Annotated in this window: 15 protein-coding genes, 1 pseudogene and 2 riboswitches; of the genes and pseudogenes, 7 read left to right on the top strand and 9 right to left on the bottom strand. The window is 72.4% G+C overall.

Annotated features, from left to right (window positions below):
* Positions 1–29 precede the first annotated feature (29 nt).
* The 9 genes from ACSJJR_RS09850 to ACSJJR_RS09890 form a co-directional block, all read right to left on the bottom strand.
* Positions 30–332: a WXG100 family type VII secretion target gene (locus tag ACSJJR_RS09850; protein WP_435943218.1), complete on the bottom strand. Its 303-nt coding sequence runs from the start codon at positions 330–332 to the stop codon at positions 30–32.
* A gap of 211 nt (positions 333–543) precedes the next feature.
* A complete protein-coding gene (locus tag ACSJJR_RS09855) occupies positions 544–1,728 on the bottom strand; it encodes an HD domain-containing protein (protein ID WP_435943219.1) in 1,185 nt (394 codons plus the stop codon).
* A gap of 158 nt (positions 1,729–1,886) precedes the next feature.
* Entirely contained in the window at positions 1,887–3,413 is a 1,527-nt protein-coding gene (locus ACSJJR_RS09860; protein ID WP_435943220.1) for an ATP-binding protein, read from the bottom strand.
* Between the two features lie 103 nt (positions 3,414–3,516).
* Entirely contained in the window at positions 3,517–4,257 is a 741-nt protein-coding gene (locus ACSJJR_RS09865; RefSeq protein ID WP_435943221.1) for a response regulator transcription factor, read from the bottom strand.
* A 59-nt stretch (positions 4,258–4,316) separates the two neighbouring features.
* On the bottom strand, positions 4,317–4,919 hold the full coding sequence (locus tag ACSJJR_RS09870; RefSeq protein ID WP_435943222.1) for an NYN domain-containing protein: 603 nt from the start codon (positions 4,917–4,919) through the stop codon (positions 4,317–4,319).
* A 122-nt stretch (positions 4,920–5,041) separates the two neighbouring features.
* Positions 5,042–5,866, bottom strand: a complete 825-nt coding sequence (locus tag ACSJJR_RS09875; protein ID WP_435943223.1) for a PspA/IM30 family protein — start codon at positions 5,864–5,866, stop codon at positions 5,042–5,044.
* Positions 5,867–6,095: 229 nt separating this feature from the next.
* On the bottom strand, positions 6,096–8,195 hold the full coding sequence (locus ACSJJR_RS09880; protein WP_435943224.1) for a TPM domain-containing protein: 2,100 nt from the start codon (positions 8,193–8,195) through the stop codon (positions 6,096–6,098).
* Positions 8,196–8,306: 111 nt separating this feature from the next.
* Positions 8,307–9,986, bottom strand: coding sequence for a DNA repair helicase XPB (locus tag ACSJJR_RS09885; RefSeq protein WP_435943225.1), 1,680 nt, complete (start codon positions 9,984–9,986; stop codon positions 8,307–8,309).
* Between the two features lie 80 nt (positions 9,987–10,066).
* The gene (locus ACSJJR_RS09890; protein WP_435943226.1) at positions 10,067–11,236 is read right to left on the bottom strand and encodes an ATP-binding protein; all 1,170 of its coding nucleotides are present in this window, start codon (positions 11,234–11,236) and stop codon (positions 10,067–10,069) included.
* 116 nt (positions 11,237–11,352) lie between these two features.
* Here ACSJJR_RS09890 and ACSJJR_RS09895 point away from each other — a divergent pair, with 116 nt between their 5' ends.
* From ACSJJR_RS09895 to ACSJJR_RS09925, 7 genes and pseudogenes are all read left to right on the top strand, one after another.
* Positions 11,353–13,767 (top strand): helicase-associated domain-containing protein, encoded by a 2,415-nt coding sequence (locus tag ACSJJR_RS09895; protein ID WP_435943227.1) that lies wholly within the window; start codon positions 11,353–11,355, stop codon positions 13,765–13,767.
* 56 nt (positions 13,768–13,823) lie between these two features.
* The gene (locus tag ACSJJR_RS09900; protein ID WP_435943228.1) at positions 13,824–15,155 is read left to right on the top strand and encodes a DUF3027 domain-containing protein; all 1,332 of its coding nucleotides are present in this window, start codon (positions 13,824–13,826) and stop codon (positions 15,153–15,155) included.
* Positions 15,156–15,232: 77 nt separating this feature from the next.
* Positions 15,233–16,681 (top strand): NCS2 family permease, encoded by a 1,449-nt coding sequence (locus ACSJJR_RS09905; protein ID WP_435943229.1) that lies wholly within the window; start codon positions 15,233–15,235, stop codon positions 16,679–16,681.
* A 182-nt stretch (positions 16,682–16,863) separates the two neighbouring features.
* The gene (locus ACSJJR_RS09910) at positions 16,864–18,231 is read left to right on the top strand and encodes an MFS transporter (RefSeq protein WP_435943232.1); all 1,368 of its coding nucleotides are present in this window, start codon (positions 16,864–16,866) and stop codon (positions 18,229–18,231) included.
* Positions 18,232–18,332: 101 nt separating this feature from the next.
* Positions 18,333–19,004: a metal-dependent transcriptional regulator gene (locus tag ACSJJR_RS09915; protein WP_435943230.1), complete on the top strand. Its 672-nt coding sequence runs from the start codon at positions 18,333–18,335 to the stop codon at positions 19,002–19,004.
* 195 nt (positions 19,005–19,199) lie between these two features.
* Positions 19,200–19,364, top strand: a riboswitch (cyclic di-AMP (ydaO/yuaA leader).
* Between the two features lie 5 nt (positions 19,365–19,369).
* Complete coding sequence (locus tag ACSJJR_RS09920; protein ID WP_435943231.1) at positions 19,370–20,113, top strand: C40 family peptidase; 744 nt, start codon at positions 19,370–19,372, stop codon at positions 20,111–20,113.
* A 210-nt stretch (positions 20,114–20,323) separates the two neighbouring features.
* Positions 20,324–20,490: riboswitch (cyclic di-AMP (ydaO/yuaA leader) on the top strand.
* Positions 20,491–20,495: 5 nt separating this feature from the next.
* Positions 20,496–20,797: pseudogene (locus tag ACSJJR_RS09925) on the top strand (C40 family peptidase); the annotation flags it as partial.

Consider the following 20,797-nt stretch of genomic DNA (forward strand, 5'->3'; position numbering starts at 1 on the left):
CCCGGTCGCGTCTGCCCGGCGCTGGGGGCTCAGCGTGCCGGCGAGACCGCGAACCGGGCCGTGTTCGTGCTCTCCGCCTGGTCGTAGGACGTGGCCGCCTGGTCCAGGGCCAGACTGATGGCGTCCAGGCTCGACTGGACCTGCAGCTGGGTCAGGTGCCAGTCGCTGGCGCAGGCGGCCATGGACGACGCCGCGCCGCCGGTCCAGGACTCCTGCAGCAGGCCGATGTCCGCGCTCATGGCGTCCACCTCCTCCTGGATCGTCGTCACGCGGGCGCGTGTGCGTGCGGCTGTGTCAGTGACTGCCTGGGTGTCAACGGAGAAGACGGGCATGGCAGGGTCCTTCCTCGCGGGCTCGTGGGGGTGGCGTCCGGTGCGGACGCAGGACCACGCTAGGAGTGCGGCGCGCCGACGGCGAGGCGCCAGCGCCCTGCCTGTGGGCGACCGGGCCAACGGCTGACGTGACAGGACCCTGTGGAGCCCGGCGGCACAGCCCGACCGTGCGGCACACGCCTGCCCAGCAGGGGACGGCCGACGGTGGTCCTCAGAGCGCGGAGGCGCCGTCGTCGATGATCTGCTCGATCACCGGCGCGATCTCGCCCGTGCGCGCCTCACGCAGGCACTTGGCCTCCTCCGCCTTGAGCCGCAGGCGCTCAGCCATCTTCAGCCGCTCGGACTCGGCCTGCGCCTGACGGTCCAACGGCACGTCCTGGCCTTGCGGGCGCGAGCACAGGATCGCGTCGAGGTCCTCGATGCACGACTCCATCGAGGTCGCGTGCTCCATCACCCGGGAGACCTCGGGCGCCTCCTGCGGCCTGGCGGGCTCTAGACGACGCGGCGCCGACGCACCCGTGCGAGCAGCCGGCAGCGGGCTCACACGGGCAAGCCCGCCGGCGGGTGTGAGGGCGTCGTCCGCTGACGCGGCGGTGGACGCCGACGGGAGCGAGGCGGCCGTGGCCGGGCCTGCCGGGGCGTCGTCGGAACCTGGCTGCACGACCTCGTGGCCGTCACCGCCTCCGACGGGCAGCGCGACCTCCTGGGGAAGAGCGGCCAGGCCGTCCTCCAGGCGCTTGCGCTCCGCCTCGAGGTTCTGCCTCGCGGCGGCTTCCCAGCGCTGGCCCAGCGGTGAGCAGAACAGGTTGTCGCGCGCCAGGAGCCGGGAGACGATCTCCAGGCGGGCCCGCAGGTAGTCGCCCTCGGGGATATGGGCGTACTCCTGGCGCACGAGCTCGCGGTAACGCTTGTACGCCTGGGGGTCCGCGGCGAGCGTGCCCAGGTCCGCGTCATTGAGCGCGAGGGCGTCGATGTCGCTCGGCTCCAGGTTGCGGCGCTTGAGGTTGATGATGAGCGCGCACACGCGCTCGGTGACCCGCTCGGGCACCCCGAGGGCAGTGAGGTCCCTGCGGGCGTAGGCGGCTGAGGCCTCCTCGTCCTCCCCACCGTTGCGGCGGTAGATCTGCTCCGTGGCCGAGGAGAAGACACAGCCGTGGTACCAGGCGGCCAGCCGCATGACGTCCGGGTTGTGCGACTCGTCCGCGAGCTCGTCCACGCGCGCGAGCATGTCGATGGCGTGGGTGAGGTTGTGGAAGCAGCGGTCAGGGCTCGCCCACATCTCGATGAGGCGCTCGCCGGCCTGCTGCACCTGCTCGGCGGTCGCGGTCGAGCCCAGCACCCGCACGGAGCGGACAAAGGCGGGCAGAAGCCACTGAGGTGCGTCGACGACGCCCATGGGGACAGCCTCCGGGATCGGAACGTAGGACGCCCGCCATCGTATGGCCGTCACAGGGCCCTGAGGACCCCTTCCGGTGTTCTGAAGGACACCCCGGGGCAAGCGAGGTCACAACACGTCCGCGTCCAGGTGGCCTGCGGTGGGACCCTCGTCCCGGCTCAGGCGGCCGGGCCGGTGGGGCCGGGCGCCTGCGGTGCCTGCCTCAGCGGGATCTCAATGCGCACGGTCGCGCCACCGCCGGGCGTCTGGAGCATGCGCACGCTGCCCCCGTGCCTGCCGATGATCGCCGAGACGATCGCCAGCCCCAGGCCGGAGCCACCCGTCTCGCGGTTGCGTGAGGTGTCGGCACGGTAGAAGCGCTGGAAGACCTTCTCCGCCTCGGAGGCGGGTACCCCCGGCCCGTGGTCACGCACCTCGACGACGGCCTCGCGTCCGCCGCCCTGACCGTCCACGGTCCCCACCGCGATCTCCACCGGGGAGCCCGACGGCGTGTGCCGGGTGACGTTGCCCAGCAGGTTCGTCACCACCTGGCTCAGGCGGTCCCGGTCCCCGGTGACGACGACGGGACCCGGCTCGTCGTCGTCGAGCAGACCCACGAGGGCGCAGTCCCGCTCAGGGGCCAGTACGGCCATGTCCGCCAGGGCCCCCGCGCACACGCCGGTGAGGTCCACCGGCTCGAAGACCATCTTGCGGCCCTCGTCCATGCGGGCGAGCTGGAGCAGGTCCTCCACCAGGCGGCCCATGCGAGAGGCCTCCGCCTCGATACGGCCCATGACCTCCGCCTGGCGCTCGGGTGGCACGCCGCCCATGCGGTACAGCTCGCCGTAGCCGCGGATCGCGGCCAGCGGCGTGCGCAGCTCGTGGGAGGCGTCGGAGACGAAGCGGGTCATCCGCTCCTGGGCCACGATCTGGACACTGAAGGCCCGCTCGTTCTGCTGGAGCATCTGGTTGAGGGCGCGCTGGAGCGAGCCCACCTCGGTGTCGGGCGGCTCGGTCAACGGCACGCGGGCGGACAGGTCGCCCGAGGCGATCCGTCCCGCCACCGCCTCGATCTGGCGCAGCGGCCTGAAGGAGCGGTGGACCAGGTAGGTCCCTGCGACGGCGCCCACGAGGATGATCGCCACGTCCGTCAGTGCCACGACGAGCCGTGAGCGCTCCACCGCCTCGAGCAGGTCCGTCAGCGGCAGGGCAATGGCCACGACCCCCAGGTACTCGCCCGTGCGCGAGTCCTGCAGCGGCAGGGAGATGACCCGCCAGGGGTGCCCGATGAGGTCGGAGGCGACCGTGTAGGGCTGGGGGGCCGAGAGCTGGTTGACAGCGGTCTCGAGACTGAGCTCGCCGACCTGGGGGACGCCGTACTCGCGGGCCGTGTCGTCGTTGATCATGAAGCCGGACTGGCCGTCGAGGTAGTGCGCCTCAACGTAGTAGGCCGACGGCATGAGCGACTCGTTGCGCGTGCGGATCTGGGAGGCGCCCTGGGAGCCGATGGCCGTGGCCGTCGTGCGCAGCTGGTCATCGACCTGGCTCAGCAGGTGCGTTTGCAGCAGCGAGGTCATCACCAGGGAGGCGGACAGGAGCCCGACGGTGAGCAGCGCCGTGGTGATGAGGACCAGGCGTGAGCGCAGCGGCTGGGCGTGCCACAGGCGGCTCGCCCTGACCACCGGGTGGAAGTGCCCCTTCTTCAACGGTCGGTGCTGGCGGTGCGGGGGCCGGCAGACCCACTGCTCGTGCGCTGCCGCGAGGGACGGCACGCTGATGGCCGGGCGGCGCGCACCGCGCGGCCGGCGCTCACTCGCCCTTGGGCTCACGGAGCATGTAGCCGACGCCGCGGCGGGTCTGGATGAGCGGGGCCACCGGCTCGCCCTCGGCCGTCTCGATCTGGTCCACCTTGCGGCGCAGGTAGGAGATGTAGGACTCGACGATGGCGGCGTCGCCGTTCCAGTCGTACTCCCAGACGTGGTCGAGGATCTGCGCCTTGGACACCACACGCCCCTGGTTGAGCATGAGGTAGCGCAGCAGCTTGAACTCGGTGGGGGACAGGTCCACCTCCACCCCGGCGCGGTGGACCTCGTGCGCGTCCTCGTCCAGGAGCAGGTCCGCCACGCGCAGGGTCCCGTCGTCGTCCCCGGCCAGTGCCCGGGTGCGCCGCAGGATCGCCCGGATGCGGGCCACGACCTCCTCCAGGCCGAAGGGCTTGGTGACGTAGTCGTCCCCGCCGACCGTCAGGCCCTGGACCTTGTCGGACATGTCGTCACGGGCGGTGAGGAAGAGGATCGGCGTGGTGATGTCGCGCTCGCGCAGGCGACGGGCCACGGTGAAGCCGTCCATGTCCGGCAGCATGACGTCCAGGACGATGAGGTCCGGCTCGGCCTCGTCCACGCCGCGCAGGGCGCTGTTGCCGTCCGCTGCCGTCGAGACCTCGAAGCCGGCGAAGCGCAGGGAGGAGGCGAGCAGGTCGCGGATGTTCGGCTCGTCGTCGACGACGAGCAGGTGCGCCTCCTGCTTGGGGGAGTCCTGGGTTCGGTCCATGGCAGGCACTGTGCCCGCTGCGGCTGAGTGTTTCCTGAACGGCCTCGAAGGGCCGTTGCTCAGATGAAGGCGAAGGGGTCGAACTCGGCCAGCGGGATGATGCGGATGCGCGGCAGCGTCGTCTTGAAGGCATCGACGTCGTACTCCAGGTCGTGCACCCGCAGGCCCTTGTCCTGCAAGGACGCCAGGTGCGTGCTGAGGAACTCGCGGAAGCACAGCACGCCCACGGTGGCGCCCGCGTCCAGCAGGCGCTCGATCTGCGGCACGTAGTCGCCGTCGTGGGACCCCAGCAGCACCTGGACCGGCTGACCGGACTCGGCCCGCGAGGTCAGGGCGTCCAGCGTACGCTGGATACCGATGTCAACGACCTTCTCCTCAGGGCTGCCGGAGCCGGCCAGGGGCAGCGGCCGGTAGTCCATCGCCATGAGGGCCTGAACGAAGCCCATCGGCATGTGGCCGCTGGTGGCGTTGAGGAAGAACAGTGCGGTCGTGTCCGGCCCCTGGCCACCCGCCGTGGAGTCGGACAGGTCATCGCAGAAGGACAGGACGCGGTCCCAGCGGGGGCGCTCCTCCGGCTCGGGGCGGCGCCCGAGGACGCTCATGCCCAGGGTCGCGTCGATGTTCTCGCCGTCAACGAGCAGGTACGTGGGGGCCGCAGTCATACGTCCATGCTAGCGGGCCGCAGGGCCGGTCCTGACGAGGCGGGAGCGCTCCGCCAGCGCGGCGGCGGTCGTGCTCAGGGCAGGACGCCACCGCGCTGGCGAAGGGGTCCGGTGGCTGCGGCTCAGTAGGAGGACTCCTTCGCCTGCCCTGCCTCGTCCTTGAGGGCGGCGAAGGCCTCGTCCACCTGCCCGTCCGTGATCTGGGCCGTGGGGGCGGGCGCCTCGATGGCGGCGGAGCCGGCCTTGAGGGCGGCCAGGCGCAGCTCGGCCTCGGTGACGGTGGAGGAGGCCTCCAGCTCGGCGAACTGGGCCTCGAGTGAGTCTGAGACGAGCTCGGCCTGGCCCTCGGCCTGGGCCTCGATACGACGCACCTGGTCCTCGTAGCGGGCCAGCTCGCTCGTGGGGTCCATGACGTTGATGGAACGGATGGCTCCCTGGACCTTGACCTGGGCCTGGGCGGACTTCTGCCGGGCGACGAGCGTGTCGCGCTTGGACTTGAGGTCGGAGAGCCTGGCCTCCATCTGCTGCAGGCCGGTCTTGAGCTGCTCCACGACCTGCCGCTGGGAGGCGATCATCGGCTCCGCCGCCTTGGCCTCGTTCTCAGCGGAGATCTGCTTGGTCAGCGCGACCTTGGCCAGGGAGTCCCACTTGTCGGCCCCGGCGCTGTCACCCGTCGCGCGCAGCTGGTCCGCCTTGGTCGAGGCGGCGAGGGCCTTGGCGCCCCAGTCCTTGGCCTCATTGAGGTCGGCCTCGTGGTCCTTCTCGGCCAGGCGGAGGTTGCCGATGGTCTGGGCGACGGCGTCCCGGGCCTCGGCAATGGACGCGGTGTAGTCACGCACGAGCTGGTCGAGCATCTTCTCCGGGTCCTCAGCGCGGTCAATGAGGGCGTTGACATTGGCACGGGTCAGCTGGGCGATGCGCCCCAGGATCGACTGCTTCTCAACCATGGTGGTGGCCTTTCGTTCTCACACAGCGGCGGGGTGCGCCTCGCGTTGGTGGAGGCGGCGCGTGCCGCACGAGGATGTTCCCATGGATACGGGCCGGTGTCCGGCCATCTGTGGACGGTGGCGCGTATCGCTCACGGCGTCAGCCCGGGCGTGTGGGGCTGCGCTCCGACGGCGTCCGGCCCGGTGCGTCTGAGACCCGTGCCGGCCTGGCCTGGGCCCGGCAGCGGTCTCAGAACCGGCCGCCGCCTCCGCCGAAGCCGCCGCCGCTGTGGCCGCTTCCGCCGAAGCCTCCGCCGTGCCCGCCGAAGCCGCCGCCTCCACCGAAGCCTCCGCCTCCACCGAAGCCTCCGCCGTGCCCGCCCCAGCCGCCGTAGCCGCCGCGGGGCCCGCCACCGCCCAGGAGGATGCCTCCCAGGATGAGCGAGCCCAGGTCGATGCCCGAGCCACCCGAGCCACCCGAGCCCCACGAGTCCCCGTGGTGGCGCACGTCCGCCTCCGCCAGGGCCTGGGCCTGGGCCACGAGCGGCTCGGCGGCAGCCACCTCCGAGAGGGCCCCCACCGGGTCCGTCGGCTGCAGGCTTGCGGCGGCGGCCGCGTGGCGTGAGGCCTCGCTCAGGGCGGTGCGGGCCGAGGGGCCCACGACCCCTCGGTGCGTGGTGATGTAGGACGTCACCGCCTCGACCTGGCCGTGCAGGCGCGCCAGGCGGGAGGTCAGCTGGGCGCGCGCACGTGCGTCGTTCTCCTCCTGCGCGCGGGCCGGCGCGAGGGCGGCGTCGAGCGCGCTCTCCGCACGCGCCAGGTGCTCGAGCGCGGCCAAGGGGTCCCCGCCCGCGCCACCTGGGCCGGTGCCCGTGTAGGCGGCCCGCCCCTGAGCCACAGCAGCCTCGGCGTCCGCCACGAGCGGTGCCAAGGAGGCCGCAGGAACCTGGGCCGACAGCCGCCGGGCGTCCACCAGGTCGGAGGAGATCGAGGCGATGGCCGCGCCCAGGTCCGCCTCCGCCGTCGCCAGCCGCTCGCGGGCGCCCGTGACCTGCGCGGCCAGCTGGCCCGCCTGGGCGATCGAGCCCTGGGCGATGCGCACCTGCTCGACGGCCGTGGCCTGCTCGCCGGCCGCCACCGAGGCACGCGCCTGCTCCAGAGCCGCGCGTCCGGCCGCCAGCAGCCTCTCGGCCTGGACCGGGGCCTGCGACACGCTCGTGAGCGCGGAGGCCGGGTAGGAGGCGTGCAGGGTCACCAGCAGCGTCTGGGCGGCCTTGAGAGCGCGTTCGGTCTCCTGCGCCCGCTGGGCCGCCTCCAGGATCGAGTCTGGCAGGTTCGCCTCGAGCCCGCGCCTCTCGTTGAAGGCCGCCTCCTGCTCCTGGATGACCCGCACCGCCTCCTCGCAGCGTGTGAGGATCTCCAGGCACATCTGGCGCTGCTGGGTCTCGGTCTCGGGAACCGCGTCGTCGAGCAGCCGACGCAGCTCGAAGGAGCGGCTCACGTGCGCGCGGGCCGTGGCAAGCGTCTGGGTGAAGGCGTCCGTGGCCGCCAGGCCGAACTGGGCCTGCGCGTAGGACAGCTCCTCGTCCGCGGCCCGCACGGCGTCGTCGGCCGCGACGAGCGCGTTGCCGGCCTGAACCGACAGCTCGGCGACAGTGGGCTGCTGGGCGCCCGTCGCGCCGGAGGCCCTGCGGCGCCGCGAGCGGGCGTAGACCAGCGTGCCGCCGCCGACAAGGGCCAGCACCCCCAGCGTGCCGACGAAGCCGCCACTGCCTGAGCCGCCTGAGCCTGTGCCGGAGGAGGGGACGGTGCTCTGCGCCGTCGCGTCGTCGGCTGAGCCGAGCCCGGTGAGGACCGCGCGCACGGCGCCGTCGTAGTCGCTCTCGCGCAGCCGGGCGTAGATCGCTGAGCGCACCTGGTCGATGGTCTCCTCGCTCCACACGCCGCCCTGTGCCGCGCCGCCGAAGGCGTAGGTGCGTCCCGAGTCCGACGTGTTGATGACGAGCATGAGGTCCTGCGTGCCCAGGTGCGAGTCGTCCCACGCCTGTGCGGCGTAGCTCTCGGCCGCCAGCGAGGCGTCGTCAAAGGTCACCACCCACAGCCCGGCCCCCGCCTCGGCGAGCTGGTTGACGACCTCCTGGGCGGCGTCATCGTCCAGCACCCCGGCGCCGTCGGTGACCTGCTGGGACAGGAGCGTGGAGGTCGCCGTCCTCAGCACCCCGGCGGGCGCCTCCTGCGCGACCTGGGCGGCGCCGGCCGTCGAGGGCAGCACGAGGGCTCCGGCGACGAGCAGGCCGCAGGCGGACAGGCGGACGAGGGCGCCCAGGCGGGCGCGGCGTGTGGTCTCCATCGCCCGCCATCGTCGCCCGGGCCCCCGGCTACCGCAAGCAGGTTCACTGCACGCGTGCACCGGGCTGGCGATGCCGGGCGCGCCGCCTGGCGCACGACCCGCCGCAGGCGCCTACAGGTCCGCGGCGTCCACGACGTCGTAGGAGTAGCCCTGCTCGGCCAGGAAGCGCTGACGGTGCGCCGCGATGTCCTGGTCCACCGTGTCACGCGTGACCACCGTGTAGAAGTGGGCCTGGCGCCCGTCCTCCTTCGGCCTGACGATCCGGCCCAGGCGCTGCGCCTCCTCCTGGCGGGACCCGAAGGACCCGCTCACCTGCACCGCCACGCAGGCGCCCGGCAGGTCGATGGAGAAGTTGGCCACCTTGGACACGACGAGCGTGGGCACCTGGCCGGCGCGGAGGGCGGCGTAGAGCCTCTGGCGCTCGCGGACCGTCGTCGCCCCCGTGATGAGCGGGGCCCCCAGGTGCTCGGCGATCTCCTCCAGCTGATCGACGTACTGGCCGATGACGAGCGTGCTCTCGCCGGGGTGGCGGGCGAGCAGCCGGTCAATCACGGCGGTCTTGCGGTCGGTGGTGGCGGCGAGCCGGTAACGGTCCTCCGGGGTGGCGGTCGCGTAGGCCATGCGCTCACCCGGGTCGAGGCTCACACGCACCTCCGTGCAGACGGCGGGGGCGATCCACCCCTGGTTCTCCAGGTCCTTCCACGGGGCGTCGTAACGCTTGGGGCCGATGAGCGAGAACACCTCGTCCTCGCGGCCGTCCTCGCGCACGAGCGTCGCCGTCAGCCCGAGCCTGCGGCGGGCCTGAAGGCCGGCGGTCATGCGGAAGACCGGGGCGGGCAGCAGATGCACCTCGTCGTAGACGATGAGCCCCCAGTCGTGGGCGTCGAGCAGGTCGAGGTGCGGGTAGACGCCCTTGCGGCGGGTGGTGAGCACCTGGTAGGTGGCGATGGTGACCGGCCGCACCTCCTTGCGCGCGCCCGAGTACTCGCCAATCTCCTCCTCGGTGAGGGAGGTGAAGCGCACCAGCTCGTCCTTCCACTGCCGGGCCGAGACCGCGTTGGTCACGAGCACGAGCGACGTCGTCGAGCTGCGAGCCATGCAGGCGGCCCCCACCAGGGTCTTGCCAGCCCCACAGGGCAGGACGACGACGCCGCTACCGCCCGCCCAGAAGGCCTCGACGGCCTGGGCCTGGTACGGGCGCAGCGCGAAGGCGCCGGGCACCTGCGCGGCGGCTGCCGCGGGGTCATCGGCCAGGGTGATGGGGTGGTTCTCGCCGTCGACGTACCCGGCCAGGTCCTGTGCGGGCCAGCCCAGCTTGATGAGCGCCTGCTTGAGGTTGCCGCGCTCTGAGGGGTGGACGACGACGTCCTCGGCGGACAAGCGCTCACCGAGCATCCCCGTGGTGCGCCGCGAGCGGATGACCTCCTCGAGCACGGTCACGTCCGTGGCGTGCAGCACGAGACCGTGCGCCGGGTCGCTGAGCAGCTGCAGACGGCCGTAGCGGCCCATCGTCTCGGCGATGTCGGTCAGCAGGGAGTGCGGCACCGGGAAGCGCGAGTAGGTGATGAGCACGTGGACGACCGTCTCGGGGTCCAGCCCGGCGGCGCGGGCGTTCCACAGGGCCAGCGGGGTGACACGGTAGGTGTGGACGTGCTCCGGGGCCCGCTCGAGCTCGGCAAAGGGCGCGATGACGCGGCGGGCGTCGTCGGCCTGGGGGTGGGCGACCTCCAGCAGGACGGTCTTGTCGCTCTGGACGATGAGGGGGCCGGGCAGGCCGGGTGCGGCAGGCATAGGCGGAGTATCGCCCCGTGGGCGTGCGCGCTCAGATGAGCCGTGTCACGCCCGGTCGGGGCGCGGGCGGCATACGGGGCTCAGCCGTAGCCCTCGTGCTGCCTCGAGATGAACCCGGCCATCCCGGGCACGGTGAAGGCGACGACGCCGTGGTTGGGTGCGTAGATGAGCCCTTTGCGGATCAGGGAGCTGCGCACGCCGCTCTGGCTCTGGATGGTCTTGCCCAGGCGGCTTGCGACCTCGCCGCTGCCGATCCCCTCATCGCCTTCGGGGCACATGACGCGCAGGTAGTGCTTCTCGGCTCTTGTCGTTCGGTCCCAGCGGGCGCGGAAGAAGCCCGTGTCGAGCTGGGCGAGTCCGGCCACGACGCCCAGCTCAGCGGTGTGCATGTCGATCTGGTCCCCGGACGCGGCGTTCCAGGCCTCTTGACCGAACTGCTGGATGAAGTATGGGTACCGGCCAGAACGGTCGATGACGTGCTCCAGTGCCATCGGCTGCCAGGTGACGTTCTCGTCGAGCGCGGGTTGGGTGAACGCCGCCTCGGCTGAGGCCCGGTCGAGACGCTCGACCGTGATGTACCGGAAGCGCTCTGAGCACGACTTCGCGTCGGCCAAGGTCTGCGGGAGGCTGGGCAGCCCGGCCAGCGCAAAGAGGACCGGCCAGTCGTCTTGCGCTGCTGCCTGGGCGACGACGGCAAGGGCGGTGAGGTCCTTTTGTGCCAGGTCCTGGGCTTCGTCGATAAGAAGAGCGAGCCCTGTATCTGTCTCCTCGGCGGCTAGCGAGACGTCCTTGAGGACTATCTTGAGGCCGGTCTCCAGGACACCGGAGTTGGCGCCGCCGCCCTCGCCGCTGAGGTTGACGCCGAAGGTCCACGTGCCCGTAGGGTCGTAGGAGGCCTTGAAGGAAACGGCGGTCTTGAGCACGCGCAACAATCCGCGTCCCGCGGAAGGCCGTGCGAGGTCGCTCAGCGGAGCGTACAGGCCCTCACCCACGACCTCGCGGAGCCCATGGTTGGCTCCCGCCTCGATCCGAACGGTGATCCAGCCCCGCGTGTCCGCGTCGTGGCGTAGGCGGGTGAGCAGAACAGTCTTACCGACCCCGCGCAGGCCGTAGAGGACGAGCGGCTGGTCCGTGATCCCGCGCTCCGCCCGGCGCCTGGGACACAGGGGTTGAGCACGGGGTCCATCGGAAAGTGTGTGCAAGTTATGTTGAAGCATCCGCACGTATGTGAAGTCGGTATACGCGCACATATTGACAGAGAACCGTCGCCGCGGCGGTGGTTCTCGCGTGGACCACCGGGTGGGGTCCCTCGGACCGGCCACGGCCGGAGACGTGGCCCGAGGCGCGCGACGGTAGGTTGGTGCGGGTGAGCTCCACGCCCGCCGCCGAGCGCGTGCCTGCCTCGACCACCGCGCTCCTGTCCTCGGCCCCCGCCACCGCCGTTGGCATCGAGATGCTGGCCGCGCACCTCACCGCCCTGCCCGACGCCGAGGTGGCGGCGCTGCTCACCGCGCGCCCGGACCTGGTGTCCCCGCCGTCCTCCTCCTTCACCATGCTCGCCGTGCGGGCCGGAGCCCGCCCGAGCGTCGAGTCCGCGCTCGCGGGCCTCGACGCCGCTGAGCTCGCCGTCGCCGAGGCCGTCGTCGCCACCGGCACCCAGGACCCCGGTGCCCTCGGGCCCGCCCTGCTCCTTGCCGACGACGTCGTCACCACCCACCTGGCCACGCTGCGCCGACTCGCGCTCGTCCTCGAGGCCGGCCCCGTCCCCGGGCTCGTGGAGGCCGTCGGCCCGTACCCGCTCGGGCTCGCCCCGGCCCCGGCGCCGGGTGGGCAGACGGCCGACGGGCCCCTGCCCCCCACACTGGCCGAGCTCCACGCCGCCGCCGATCGGCTCGCCGCCGGCGATGAGCCTCAGGCCGGCCCGCAGGGCGCCACCCCCGTCCTGGAGCCGGCCGCCCTGGCGGTGCTCGACGCCCTGGCCTGGGGCCCGCCGATGGGGACCGTGCGCGAGGGTGGGCGGGTTCCCGGCGCCGCCGCGCTCATCGAGCGCGGCTGGCTCAACCGCACCAGCGACGGCTCCGGCACCACCCGTCTGCTCCTGCCCCGGCGCGTGGCCCTCGCCCTGCGCGGCGACCGGCTGCTGCGCCAGGCGCCCACCGCCCCGGACCCCGCGGTGCTGCCCGTCCAGGACCCCGCCTCCACCGCAGACCAGGCCTCGCGAGCGGCCGAGGAGACCGTGCGCCTCGTCACCCGCCTGCTGGATGAGTGGGGCCGCGAGGGAGGGCCGATCCTGCGCACGGGAGGCGTGGGCGTGCGCGCCCTGGCCAGGACCGCCGAGGCGCTCGGTGTGCACAGCGGGACCGCGGCCCGGGTCGTTGAGCTCGCCGCCGGCGCCGGCCTGCTGGGGCTCGACGAGGCAGGTGCCGCCTGGGTGCCCTCCACGCAGGCCTCGCACTGGCGGGCCGCCACCCTGCCCGAGCGGTGGGCTCCGCTGGCCGCCGCCTGGGCAGGCTCCACGCGCGTCCCCTGGCTCGTCGGCACCCGGGGCCAGGACGGTGCCCTGCGCGCCGTCCTGGGAGACGGGGTCGAGGCGCCCTGGGCGGGCGGCCTGCGCCGCCGCCTGCTCCTGCTGCTTGACCGCCTGCCGCAGGGCGCCGTCGCCGATCCCGTGTGGGTGGCTGACGCCCTCACCTGGTCCCGGCCCCGACGGCCCGTGCCCGAGGGCGCCGTCACCGGGCTGCTGGGCGAGGCCGAGTTCCTGGGGGTCACCGGGGGAAGAGCCTTGTCCCGCGCGGGCCGGATCCTCGCCCAGGACGTGCGGCAGGAGAGGCTGTGGACCGCCGACGGCGAGGCCGACCCCCGGCTGCTCGGTGCCCTGGAACGGGCCCTGGAGGAGGATCTGGCCGCCCCGGTCGGCGTCCTGCTGCTCCAGTCCGACCTCACCGCGGTCGTCCCCGGCCGTCCCGAGCCCGCCCTGGCGGCGCTGCTGGAGCGGGCCGGCGCCGTCGAGTCCCGCGGCAGCGCGCTCACCGTGCGCTTCACCGCGGAGTCGGTGCGCGGCGCCCTCGACGCCGGCTGGTGCGCCGACGAGCTGCGCCAGGAGCTGGAGCGCTGGGCCCCGGCGCCCCTGCCCACCGCCCTCACGGTCCTGATCGAGGACGTGGCCCGCCACCACGGCGCCGTGCGTGTGCGTGAGGTCGCCTCCGTGCTCAGGGTGCCCGACCCGGCGACCGCGGCCGGCCTCCTGGCCGAGACCCGGCTGAGGGGGCTGGGGCTCGACGAGGTCGCCCCGGGGGTGCTGCTCGCCACCGCGCCTGCGGGCCAGGTGCTGCGCGAGCTGCGCGCTGCGGGTCTGTCCCCGGTGCTGGAGGACGCGAACGGGCGCCTGCTGCTGGCGGGCGACGCCGTCACCGCCCGCCGTGGCGTGCCCACCGCCTCCCCGGCCCGGCCGGGTCCCGCTGGCTCCGCGCGCCGTGCTCGCCCCCGCGCCCGGGACCTGGCCGTGCTGGTGGGGCGCCTGCGCGCCGGGGAACGGGCGCGCCAGGACTCGGCGGCGGTGGGCGTCGCCACGGACCCGGTGCACGCTCTGGCGGTGATGCGCCAGGCCCAGGCCTCGCGCTCCCGGCTGCGTCTGCGCCTGGCTGGCCCTGACGGCGTGGTGAGCGAGCGCAGGGTGAGGGTGCTCGCCGTCGATGCGGGACGGGTGCGGCTGGCGGACCTGGATCGCGAGACCGAGCTGACGGTGGCCGTGCACCGCGTCGCCTCCGTGCAGGAGGGCTGAGGGGCGGGGCAGCCGGCGGCGGTGACCGCCCAGGCGCTGGCCCCTACACTGGCCGGGTGACTGACGTAATGACTGCGACGCCCGAGCTCGAGTCCGCCGACTCGCCGGCGAGCGCCACGACCCCCGTGCCCCGGGTTGAGCCCCTGGCTCCCGGCACGGCGGGCACCCTCAAGGACCCTGCGACCGCCAGCCTGCCCCGTCCTGGCTCCATGCCCACGCTCGCCCAGGCCACCGCTGCGGGCAAGGACCGGACCCTGACCTCCGACGACGCCATCGCCCTGGCCCGTGACTGCCTGGCCCAGGTCACCGAGCCCCTGAGCGTGGGCGAGTACCTGGCGGCCCTGCCTGAGGGGGAGAGGGTCATCACCCACCTGTTCGAGTGCAACCTCGCGGGCTACCGGGGCTGGCGCTGGGCGGTGACGCTGAGCCGCGTGCCGCGCTCGCGAACGGCGACGGTGTGCGAGATGGGGCTTCTGCCGGGGGAGGATGCGCTCCTGTCACCGACCTGGGTCCCGTGGGCGGACCGCCTTCAGCCCGGTGACATCAGCCGTTCGGACCGTCTGCCGCGCCGGGAGACTGACGAGCGCCTGGAGCCTGGGTGGGAGGCGACGGTCGACGGAGAGGGGGACCAGACCCCGCAGGGCCTCGTGCTGGCGGGCACCGACGCCCTCGACTTCGGCCGCGCCCGGGTCCTGAGCCCGCAGGGTGTCCAGCGCGCCGCCCAGCGCTGGTACGACGGTGACCACGGCCCGCAGGCGGAAGGCGTGCGCAAGGCTCATGCGACCTGCTCGACCTGCGGCTTCTTCATGCCGATGGCGGGGCCGATGCGCGCGGTCTTCGGCGTGTGCGCCAACGAGTGGGCAGCCGACGACGGCCGTGTGGTATCCCTCGACCACGGCTGTGGCGCGCACTCAGAGACGGACCTGCCGGACCAGGGGCCGGAGTGGCCGGTGACGCCCTCCCGCCTGGACGAGGCGGCGATGGAGCCGATCGGCACCGACGGCGTGTCCCTGCGAGACGGGGCCGGCGGGGCGCAGGCGGCGCAGGCCGTGGAGGCCGCCGCCGAGTGCGCTCCCGCCGAGCAGGCCGTGGAGCCCGCCGTCGAGCCGGCTGCTGAGCCCGCTTCCGCTCAGCCGGCTGTCGAGACCGCTCCTGCCCAGCCGCCCGCCAGGCCTGCGCGTCCCGCACGTCGGCTCAGCCGCAAGGCGGGGCAGGCTGCTGAGCCCGCCACAGCGCTGCCGGCCGGGACCTCGCAGCAGGACCGCCACGTCGCCGCCCTGGATGCCGTCGCCGACCTCACCGCCACCCTGGGGGACGCAGGCACCGGGCGCAGGCCGACCTCCACCGCCCTGGCCGCGCTCGAGGCCAGCCTGCCCCTGCGCGACTGAGTCCGGCCTGGGTGCGGACGCCGGTGTGACGAGCATCCTGCACGGCAGCCAGATCGCATGAGGGAGAATCGGGCAACGTGAGTGCAACAACCACGTCCCCCAGTCCCCAGAGCGCGCAGGCACCCACCAGCGCGATCGACCGTTTCTTCCACATCACCGAGCGCGGTTCCACCATCGCCCGTGAGGTCCGTGGCGGCTTCGTCACCTTCTTTGCGATGGCGTACATCCTCGTGCTCAACCCGCTCATCCTCTCGGCTACGAGCGACGTCTCCTCGACGGCGATCGCCTCCGGCACCGCCGCCGTCGCCGGCATCATGACGATCCTCATGGGTCTGGTCGCCAACTTCCCGATGGGCATGGCGGCCGGCCTGGGCATCAACGCCATGGTCGCCTACACGCTCGTCGGCATGAACGGCATGACCTACGCCGACGCCATGGGCCTCATCATCATCGAGGGTGTCATCATCCTCGTCCTGGTGCTCACGGGCTTCCGCGAGGCGGTCTTCAAGGCCGTCCCCGCCTACCTCAAGACCGCCATCAGCGTCGGCATCGGCCTGTTCATCGCGCTCATCGGCCTCATCAACGCCAAGGTCGTCGGCCCCGGCGGCACCCCGCTCGAGCTCGGCCTGGGCGGCAGCCTCCAGGGCTGGCCGGTGCTCGTCTTCCTCTTCGGGCTGTTCCTCATCGTCGTGCTCTACGTCCGCCAGGTCAAGGGCGCGATCCTCATCGGCATCCTGTGCTCCACCGTCGTCGCCGTCGTCATCGAGGCCGTCGCGCACCTGGGCGCCTACCACGCCGAGGACAACCCGACCGGCTGGTCCCTGTCGGTGCCTGCCCTGAGCGGCTCGCCGCTGTCCCTGCCGGACTTCTCCACCTTCTTCCAGTTCAGCATCCTGGGCTCCATCGAGAAGGTCGGCATCGTCTCCGTCGTCCTGCTCGTCTTCTCCCTCATGCTCGCGGACTTCTTCGACACGATGGGCACGATGGTCGCCGTCGGCTCCGAGGCCGGGCTCCTGGACGAGCAGGGCAACCCGCCGCGCACGCGTGAGATCCTGGTCATCGACTCCCTGTCCGCGGTGGCCGGTGGCGTCGGCGGCGTGTCCTCCAACACCTCCTACGTCGAGTCCGCCTCGGGCGTCGGCGAGGGTGCCCGCACGGGCCTGGCGTCCGTCGTCACGGGCGTGCTCTTCCTGGCCTCGATGTTCCTCGCCCCGCTGGTGACGATGGTGCCCTACGAGGCGGCGACCCCCGCCCTGGTCATCGTCGGCTTCCTCATGATGATGCAGGTGACGGAGATCGACTGGAAGCGCCCGGAGATCGCCCTGCCGGCCTTCATCACGATCATCATGATGCCCTTCTCCTACTCCATCACGAACGGCATCGGGGCCGGCTTCATCGCCTTCCTCATCGTCCAGATCGCGCGCGGCAAGGTCAAGGAGGTCCACTTGCTCATGTGGCTCACCTCGATCCTGTTCGTCGTGTACTTCACGCTCCAGCCGATCAAGGCGATTCTCGGCATCGGCTGACGCCCACCGAGTCGGCTGACCCACACTGCGCTGCGAGGCGGAGGCCCCATCGGGCCTCCGCCTCGCAGCCATCGGGGCGTAGGATCCTCGCAACCGCCCGGACGGTCGTTTGCCGGACGGTCACGCCGCACCGACCCACCCAACCCACACGCAACCAGAGGCATCCGTCACCCGTGTCCGCCCTGTCCAGCACCTTCGCCTCCCTGAGGCTCCACAACTACCGGATCTGGTTCCTGGCGGCCCTGGTCGCCAACACGGGCACCTGGATGCAGCGCGTCGCCCAGGACTGGCTGGTGCTGCGCGTGCTCACTGACGACTCCGCCTCCGCCACCGGCCTGACGACGGCTCTGCAGTTCCTTCCGGCCATGCTCCTGTCGGTCCACGCCGGGCTCGTCGCCGACCGCGTGGACCAGCGCCGCCTGCTCGTCGTCACCCAGGGCTTCATGGGTCTGGTCTCCCTGCTGCTCGGCATCGACGTCGTCCTCGGGCACGCCGCGCTGTGGCACGTCTACCTCGCCGCGGCCCTGTCCGGCATCGGAGCCGCCTACGACGCCCCGGCCCGCCAGATCTTCGTCGCCCGGATGGTGCCTACGAGCCTGCTGTCCAACGCGGTCGGGCTCAACTCCGCCTCCTTCAACGCGGCCCGCCTGCTCGGGCCCGCGGTCAGCGGCGTCGCCGTCGCCTGGGTGGGTCCCGGCTGGGTCTTCGTCCTCAACGCCGCGAGCTTCCTCGTGCCTGCCGCGGTCCTGCTGCTCATGCGGGTGCCCGAGCTCTACGACGTGCCCCGCGTCGCACGCGCCAGGGGACAGCTGCGCGAGGGTCTGGCCTACGTGCGCTCACGCAGCGACATCCTCGTCATCGTCGTCGTCATCTCCATCGTGTCGATGCTCACCCTCAACTACCAGGTGACGATGGCTGCCATGGTGCGCAGCGCCTTCGACCTGGAGTCCGACGCCTACGGCAACGTCTCCTCCGTCTTCGCCATCGGCTCCCTCGGCGGGGCCCTGTGGGCCGCGCGCCGCAAGGCCCCACGGGTGCGCACGCTCGTCGTCGCCTCCTTCCTGCTGGGTGTGTCGAGCCTGGTCATGGCGGCGATGCCCACCTACCCCCTCTTCGCACTGTCCACGGTCCCTGTGGGGCTGTGCATGCTCACCGTCCTCACCAGCGCCAACCAGACCGTCCAGCTCACCACGGAGCCCTCGGTGCGTGGGCGCGTCATGAGCATCTACATGCTCTTCTTCCTGGGGACCACGCCGATCGGCTCTCCGCTCATCGGGTGGGTCTCGGACCAGTGGGACCCCCGGACGGCGATTGCCGTCGGAGGTCTCGCAGCCGTCCTCGTCTCCGTCCTGGCGGGGCTGTGGGCCAGACGGCACTGGCGGGTCGCCGTGGCCTACTCCTCCTCGCGGCCCTTCCTGTCCACCGTCGGGCCGCGTGAGCGGGCCCGGCAGGACGGGCCTGAGACCGCGATGGACGAGGCGGCGCCCCGCCAGACCGCGTCCGGGGAGCCGCCGCGAACAGAGGACGACGGCGACTCCCCTGCCCCCTGACTGACCGGCCGATATCCTGCAAGGAGCGGCTGACGCCCCAAGGCCCGCCTGCCGTCCGCGCCCGGGACGGCACGGGCCACTTCCCCGAGGAGGACCTGACTATGAGCGAGCTCATCGACACCACCGAGATGTACCTCAAGACGGTCTACGAGCTGGAGGAGGACGGCGTCCTGCCGCTGCGTGCACGCATTGTGGAGCGCCTGGGCCACTCCGGCCCGACGGTCTCCCAGACGGTCGGGCGCATGGAGCGTGACGGGCTCATCCGGGTCGCCGACGACCGTTCCCTCGAGCTGACCGACGAGGGCCGGCGCGTGGCCACCGAGGTGATCCGAAAGCACCGCCTTGCCGAAAGGCTGCTTCTGGACGTCATCGGGCTGGACCCGCGTCTCATCCACGAGGAGGCATGCCGCTGGGAGCATGTCATGAGTGAGCAGGTCGAGGACCGGCTCGCCGTCATCCTCGGCGACGTCACCACCGACCCCTTCGGCAACCCGGTGCCGGCCCGCGCCGTCGGCCACCCGCACCCCGACGCCGAGGACCTGTCAGCGGACCGGGCGGTGCGTGAGGGCGACGCCGAGGGGCTGGTGCGTCGCATCGGCGAGCCGATCCAGGCGGACGCCGGGCTCATCGCCGGGCTCATCGACGCCGGCATCGTCCAGGGGGCCCGGGTGCGGCTGCGGCGGGTCAGCGGTGGCGTGCGCATCGTCTCCGACTCCGAGGACCCCATCGTCCTGCCCAACGACTTCGCCCGGCACCTGTTCCTCGTTCGCTGAGCGCGCGACCTGGCTCGAGCCCGGCGCGACCAGAGCGGGCGCGGGGCTCTTGGGGCGGGCGCGGCGGCGGCGCTCAGGGCGGGCATGGGTGTAACGGGCGTCACGAGGATGAGTGCGATCTCTCCGTGACGCGGTCAGCCCGGTCCGGTAGCGTCTACGGCGGACACCTCCTAGAGGGGTCCCTCGGCCCGAGGCTCAATCCTGCCGCTCGGTCCGGGGTCAGTAACGCAGGCAGGAACGGGGGAACCACTTGTGGTTCCGGTGTTGTCCGGGACCTTGGGGTGAAGCCCACTGCGGTGGGCCGGGCGTCTCCAGCTCGAACCCGACAGCTCACCCCGTCGGCACCACAGGAGAAGAACTGGCATATGACCACACGTTCCGCGGCCCGTCACCGCAAGGCCTCACGTCCGCTGACGCCGTTGTCGGGCGTCGCCCCCTCCACCCGTCGTGGCCTTGCCGTCGCCGCCTCCTCCGGCCTGGCGCTGACCATGCTCGCCTCTGGTGCGAACGCCGCCTCTGGTGGCGAGGTGGCGCAGTCGGCGGGCTCCTTGGACGCCCCGCTGGGCACGATCACGGCTGAGGCGCGCACGGCGGTCACCACCAACGCGCCCATCACTGTTGCGGCTGGAGCGCAGGAGGTTGCCTCCGACGCCGCCGTGGAGGTGGAAGGCGCGGGGCAGACAGCCGCCGACCCTGCTGAGGCGCAGCCCGCCGATGCCGCTGCCTCCGAGCAGCCTGCTGCTGCCTCCGCTGCAGCAGGTTCCGCCGCACCCGCTGCTGCCAGTTCCTCCGGCATCGCCGCCACGGCCATGCAGTACGTCGGCTCTGCCTACGTCTACGGAGCCGCTGGACCCTCCGCCTTCGACTGCTCCGGCCTCGTGTCCTACGTCTACGGTCTGCACGGCATCAGCGTGCCGCGCACCGCGAGCGGCATTGGCGGTGCCGGTACTGCCGTCTCCGCCGCCGAGGCCCAGCCTGGCGACGTCCTGTGGTGGCCCGGTCACGTGGCCATCTACGCCGGCGGCGGCATGATGGTCTCCGCCAACAACGAGTCCGTTGGCGTGGTGTACGAGGCGGTCGACCCTGGCGCGACCTACCTCCGCTTCTGAGGCCACGTCCCATCTGTCATGCGGTGTCCCCCTCCGGCAGGAGGGGGACACCGTTGCGTCCTGGCGGGTGTGGGGCCCTGAAGAACTCGGTGTGCTCGCCACCACTGTCACTTGTGTGGGATCCATAACCACGGCGTGACTGGGTCGTGGGTTCTCGGGTAACGTCTCCAACGGCTCCGGCGTTGACTGGTGCCATCACTGGAGCGGTGCTCAGTCCTGCCGCCCGCTCCGGTGGCTCCCAGAACGCGGCAGGAACGGGGGAACCACTTGTGGTTCCGGTGTTGTCCGGGACCTTGGGGTGAAGCCCACTGCGGTGGGCCGGGCGTCTCCAGCTCGAACCCGACAGCTCACCCCGTCGGCACCACAGGAGAAGAACTGGCATATGACCACACGTTCCGCGGCCCGTCACCGCAAGGCCTCACGTCCGCTGACGCCGTTGTCGGGCGTCGCCCCCTCCACCCGTCGTGGCCTTGCCGTCGCCGCCTCCTCCGGCCTGGCGCTGACCATGCTCGCCTCTGGTGCGAACGCCGCCTCTGGTGGCGAGGTGGCGCAGTCGGCGGGCTCCTTGGACGCCCCGCTGGGCACGATCACGGCTGAGGCGCGCACGGCGGTCACCACCAACGCGCCCATCACTGTTGCGGCTGGAGCGCAGGAGGTTGCCTCCGACGCCGCCGTGGAGGTGGA

The sequence above is a fragment of the Actinomyces sp. W5033 genome (assembly GCF_051303165.1).

Excerpts from the sequence above, each read along its gene's own strand:
- ACSJJR_RS09850 (WP_435943218.1), bottom strand. The coding sequence starts at position 332 with ATGCCCGTCTTCTCCGTTGACACCCAGGCAGTCACTGACACAGCCGCA.
- ACSJJR_RS09855 (WP_435943219.1), bottom strand. The coding sequence starts at position 1,728 with ATGGGCGTCGTCGACGCACCTCAGTGGCTTCTGCCCGCCTTTGTCCGC.
- ACSJJR_RS09865 (WP_435943221.1), bottom strand. The coding sequence starts at position 4,257 with ATGGACCGAACCCAGGACTCCCCCAAGCAGGAGGCGCACCTGCTCGTC.
- ACSJJR_RS09870 (WP_435943222.1), bottom strand. The coding sequence starts at position 4,919 with ATGACTGCGGCCCCCACGTACCTGCTCGTTGACGGCGAGAACATCGAC.
- ACSJJR_RS09915 (WP_435943230.1), top strand. The coding sequence starts at position 18,333 with ATGAGCGAGCTCATCGACACCACCGAGATGTACCTCAAGACGGTCTAC.
- ACSJJR_RS09920 (WP_435943231.1), top strand. The coding sequence starts at position 19,370 with ATGACCACACGTTCCGCGGCCCGTCACCGCAAGGCCTCACGTCCGCTG.
- ACSJJR_RS09890 (WP_435943226.1), bottom strand. The coding sequence starts at position 11,236 with ATGTGCGCGTATACCGACTTCACATACGTGCGGATGCTTCAACATAAC.
- ACSJJR_RS09885 (WP_435943225.1), bottom strand. The coding sequence starts at position 9,986 with ATGCCTGCCGCACCCGGCCTGCCCGGCCCCCTCATCGTCCAGAGCGAC.
- ACSJJR_RS09875 (WP_435943223.1), bottom strand. The coding sequence starts at position 5,866 with ATGGTTGAGAAGCAGTCGATCCTGGGGCGCATCGCCCAGCTGACCCGT.
- ACSJJR_RS09880 (WP_435943224.1), bottom strand. The coding sequence starts at position 8,195 with ATGGAGACCACACGCCGCGCCCGCCTGGGCGCCCTCGTCCGCCTGTCC.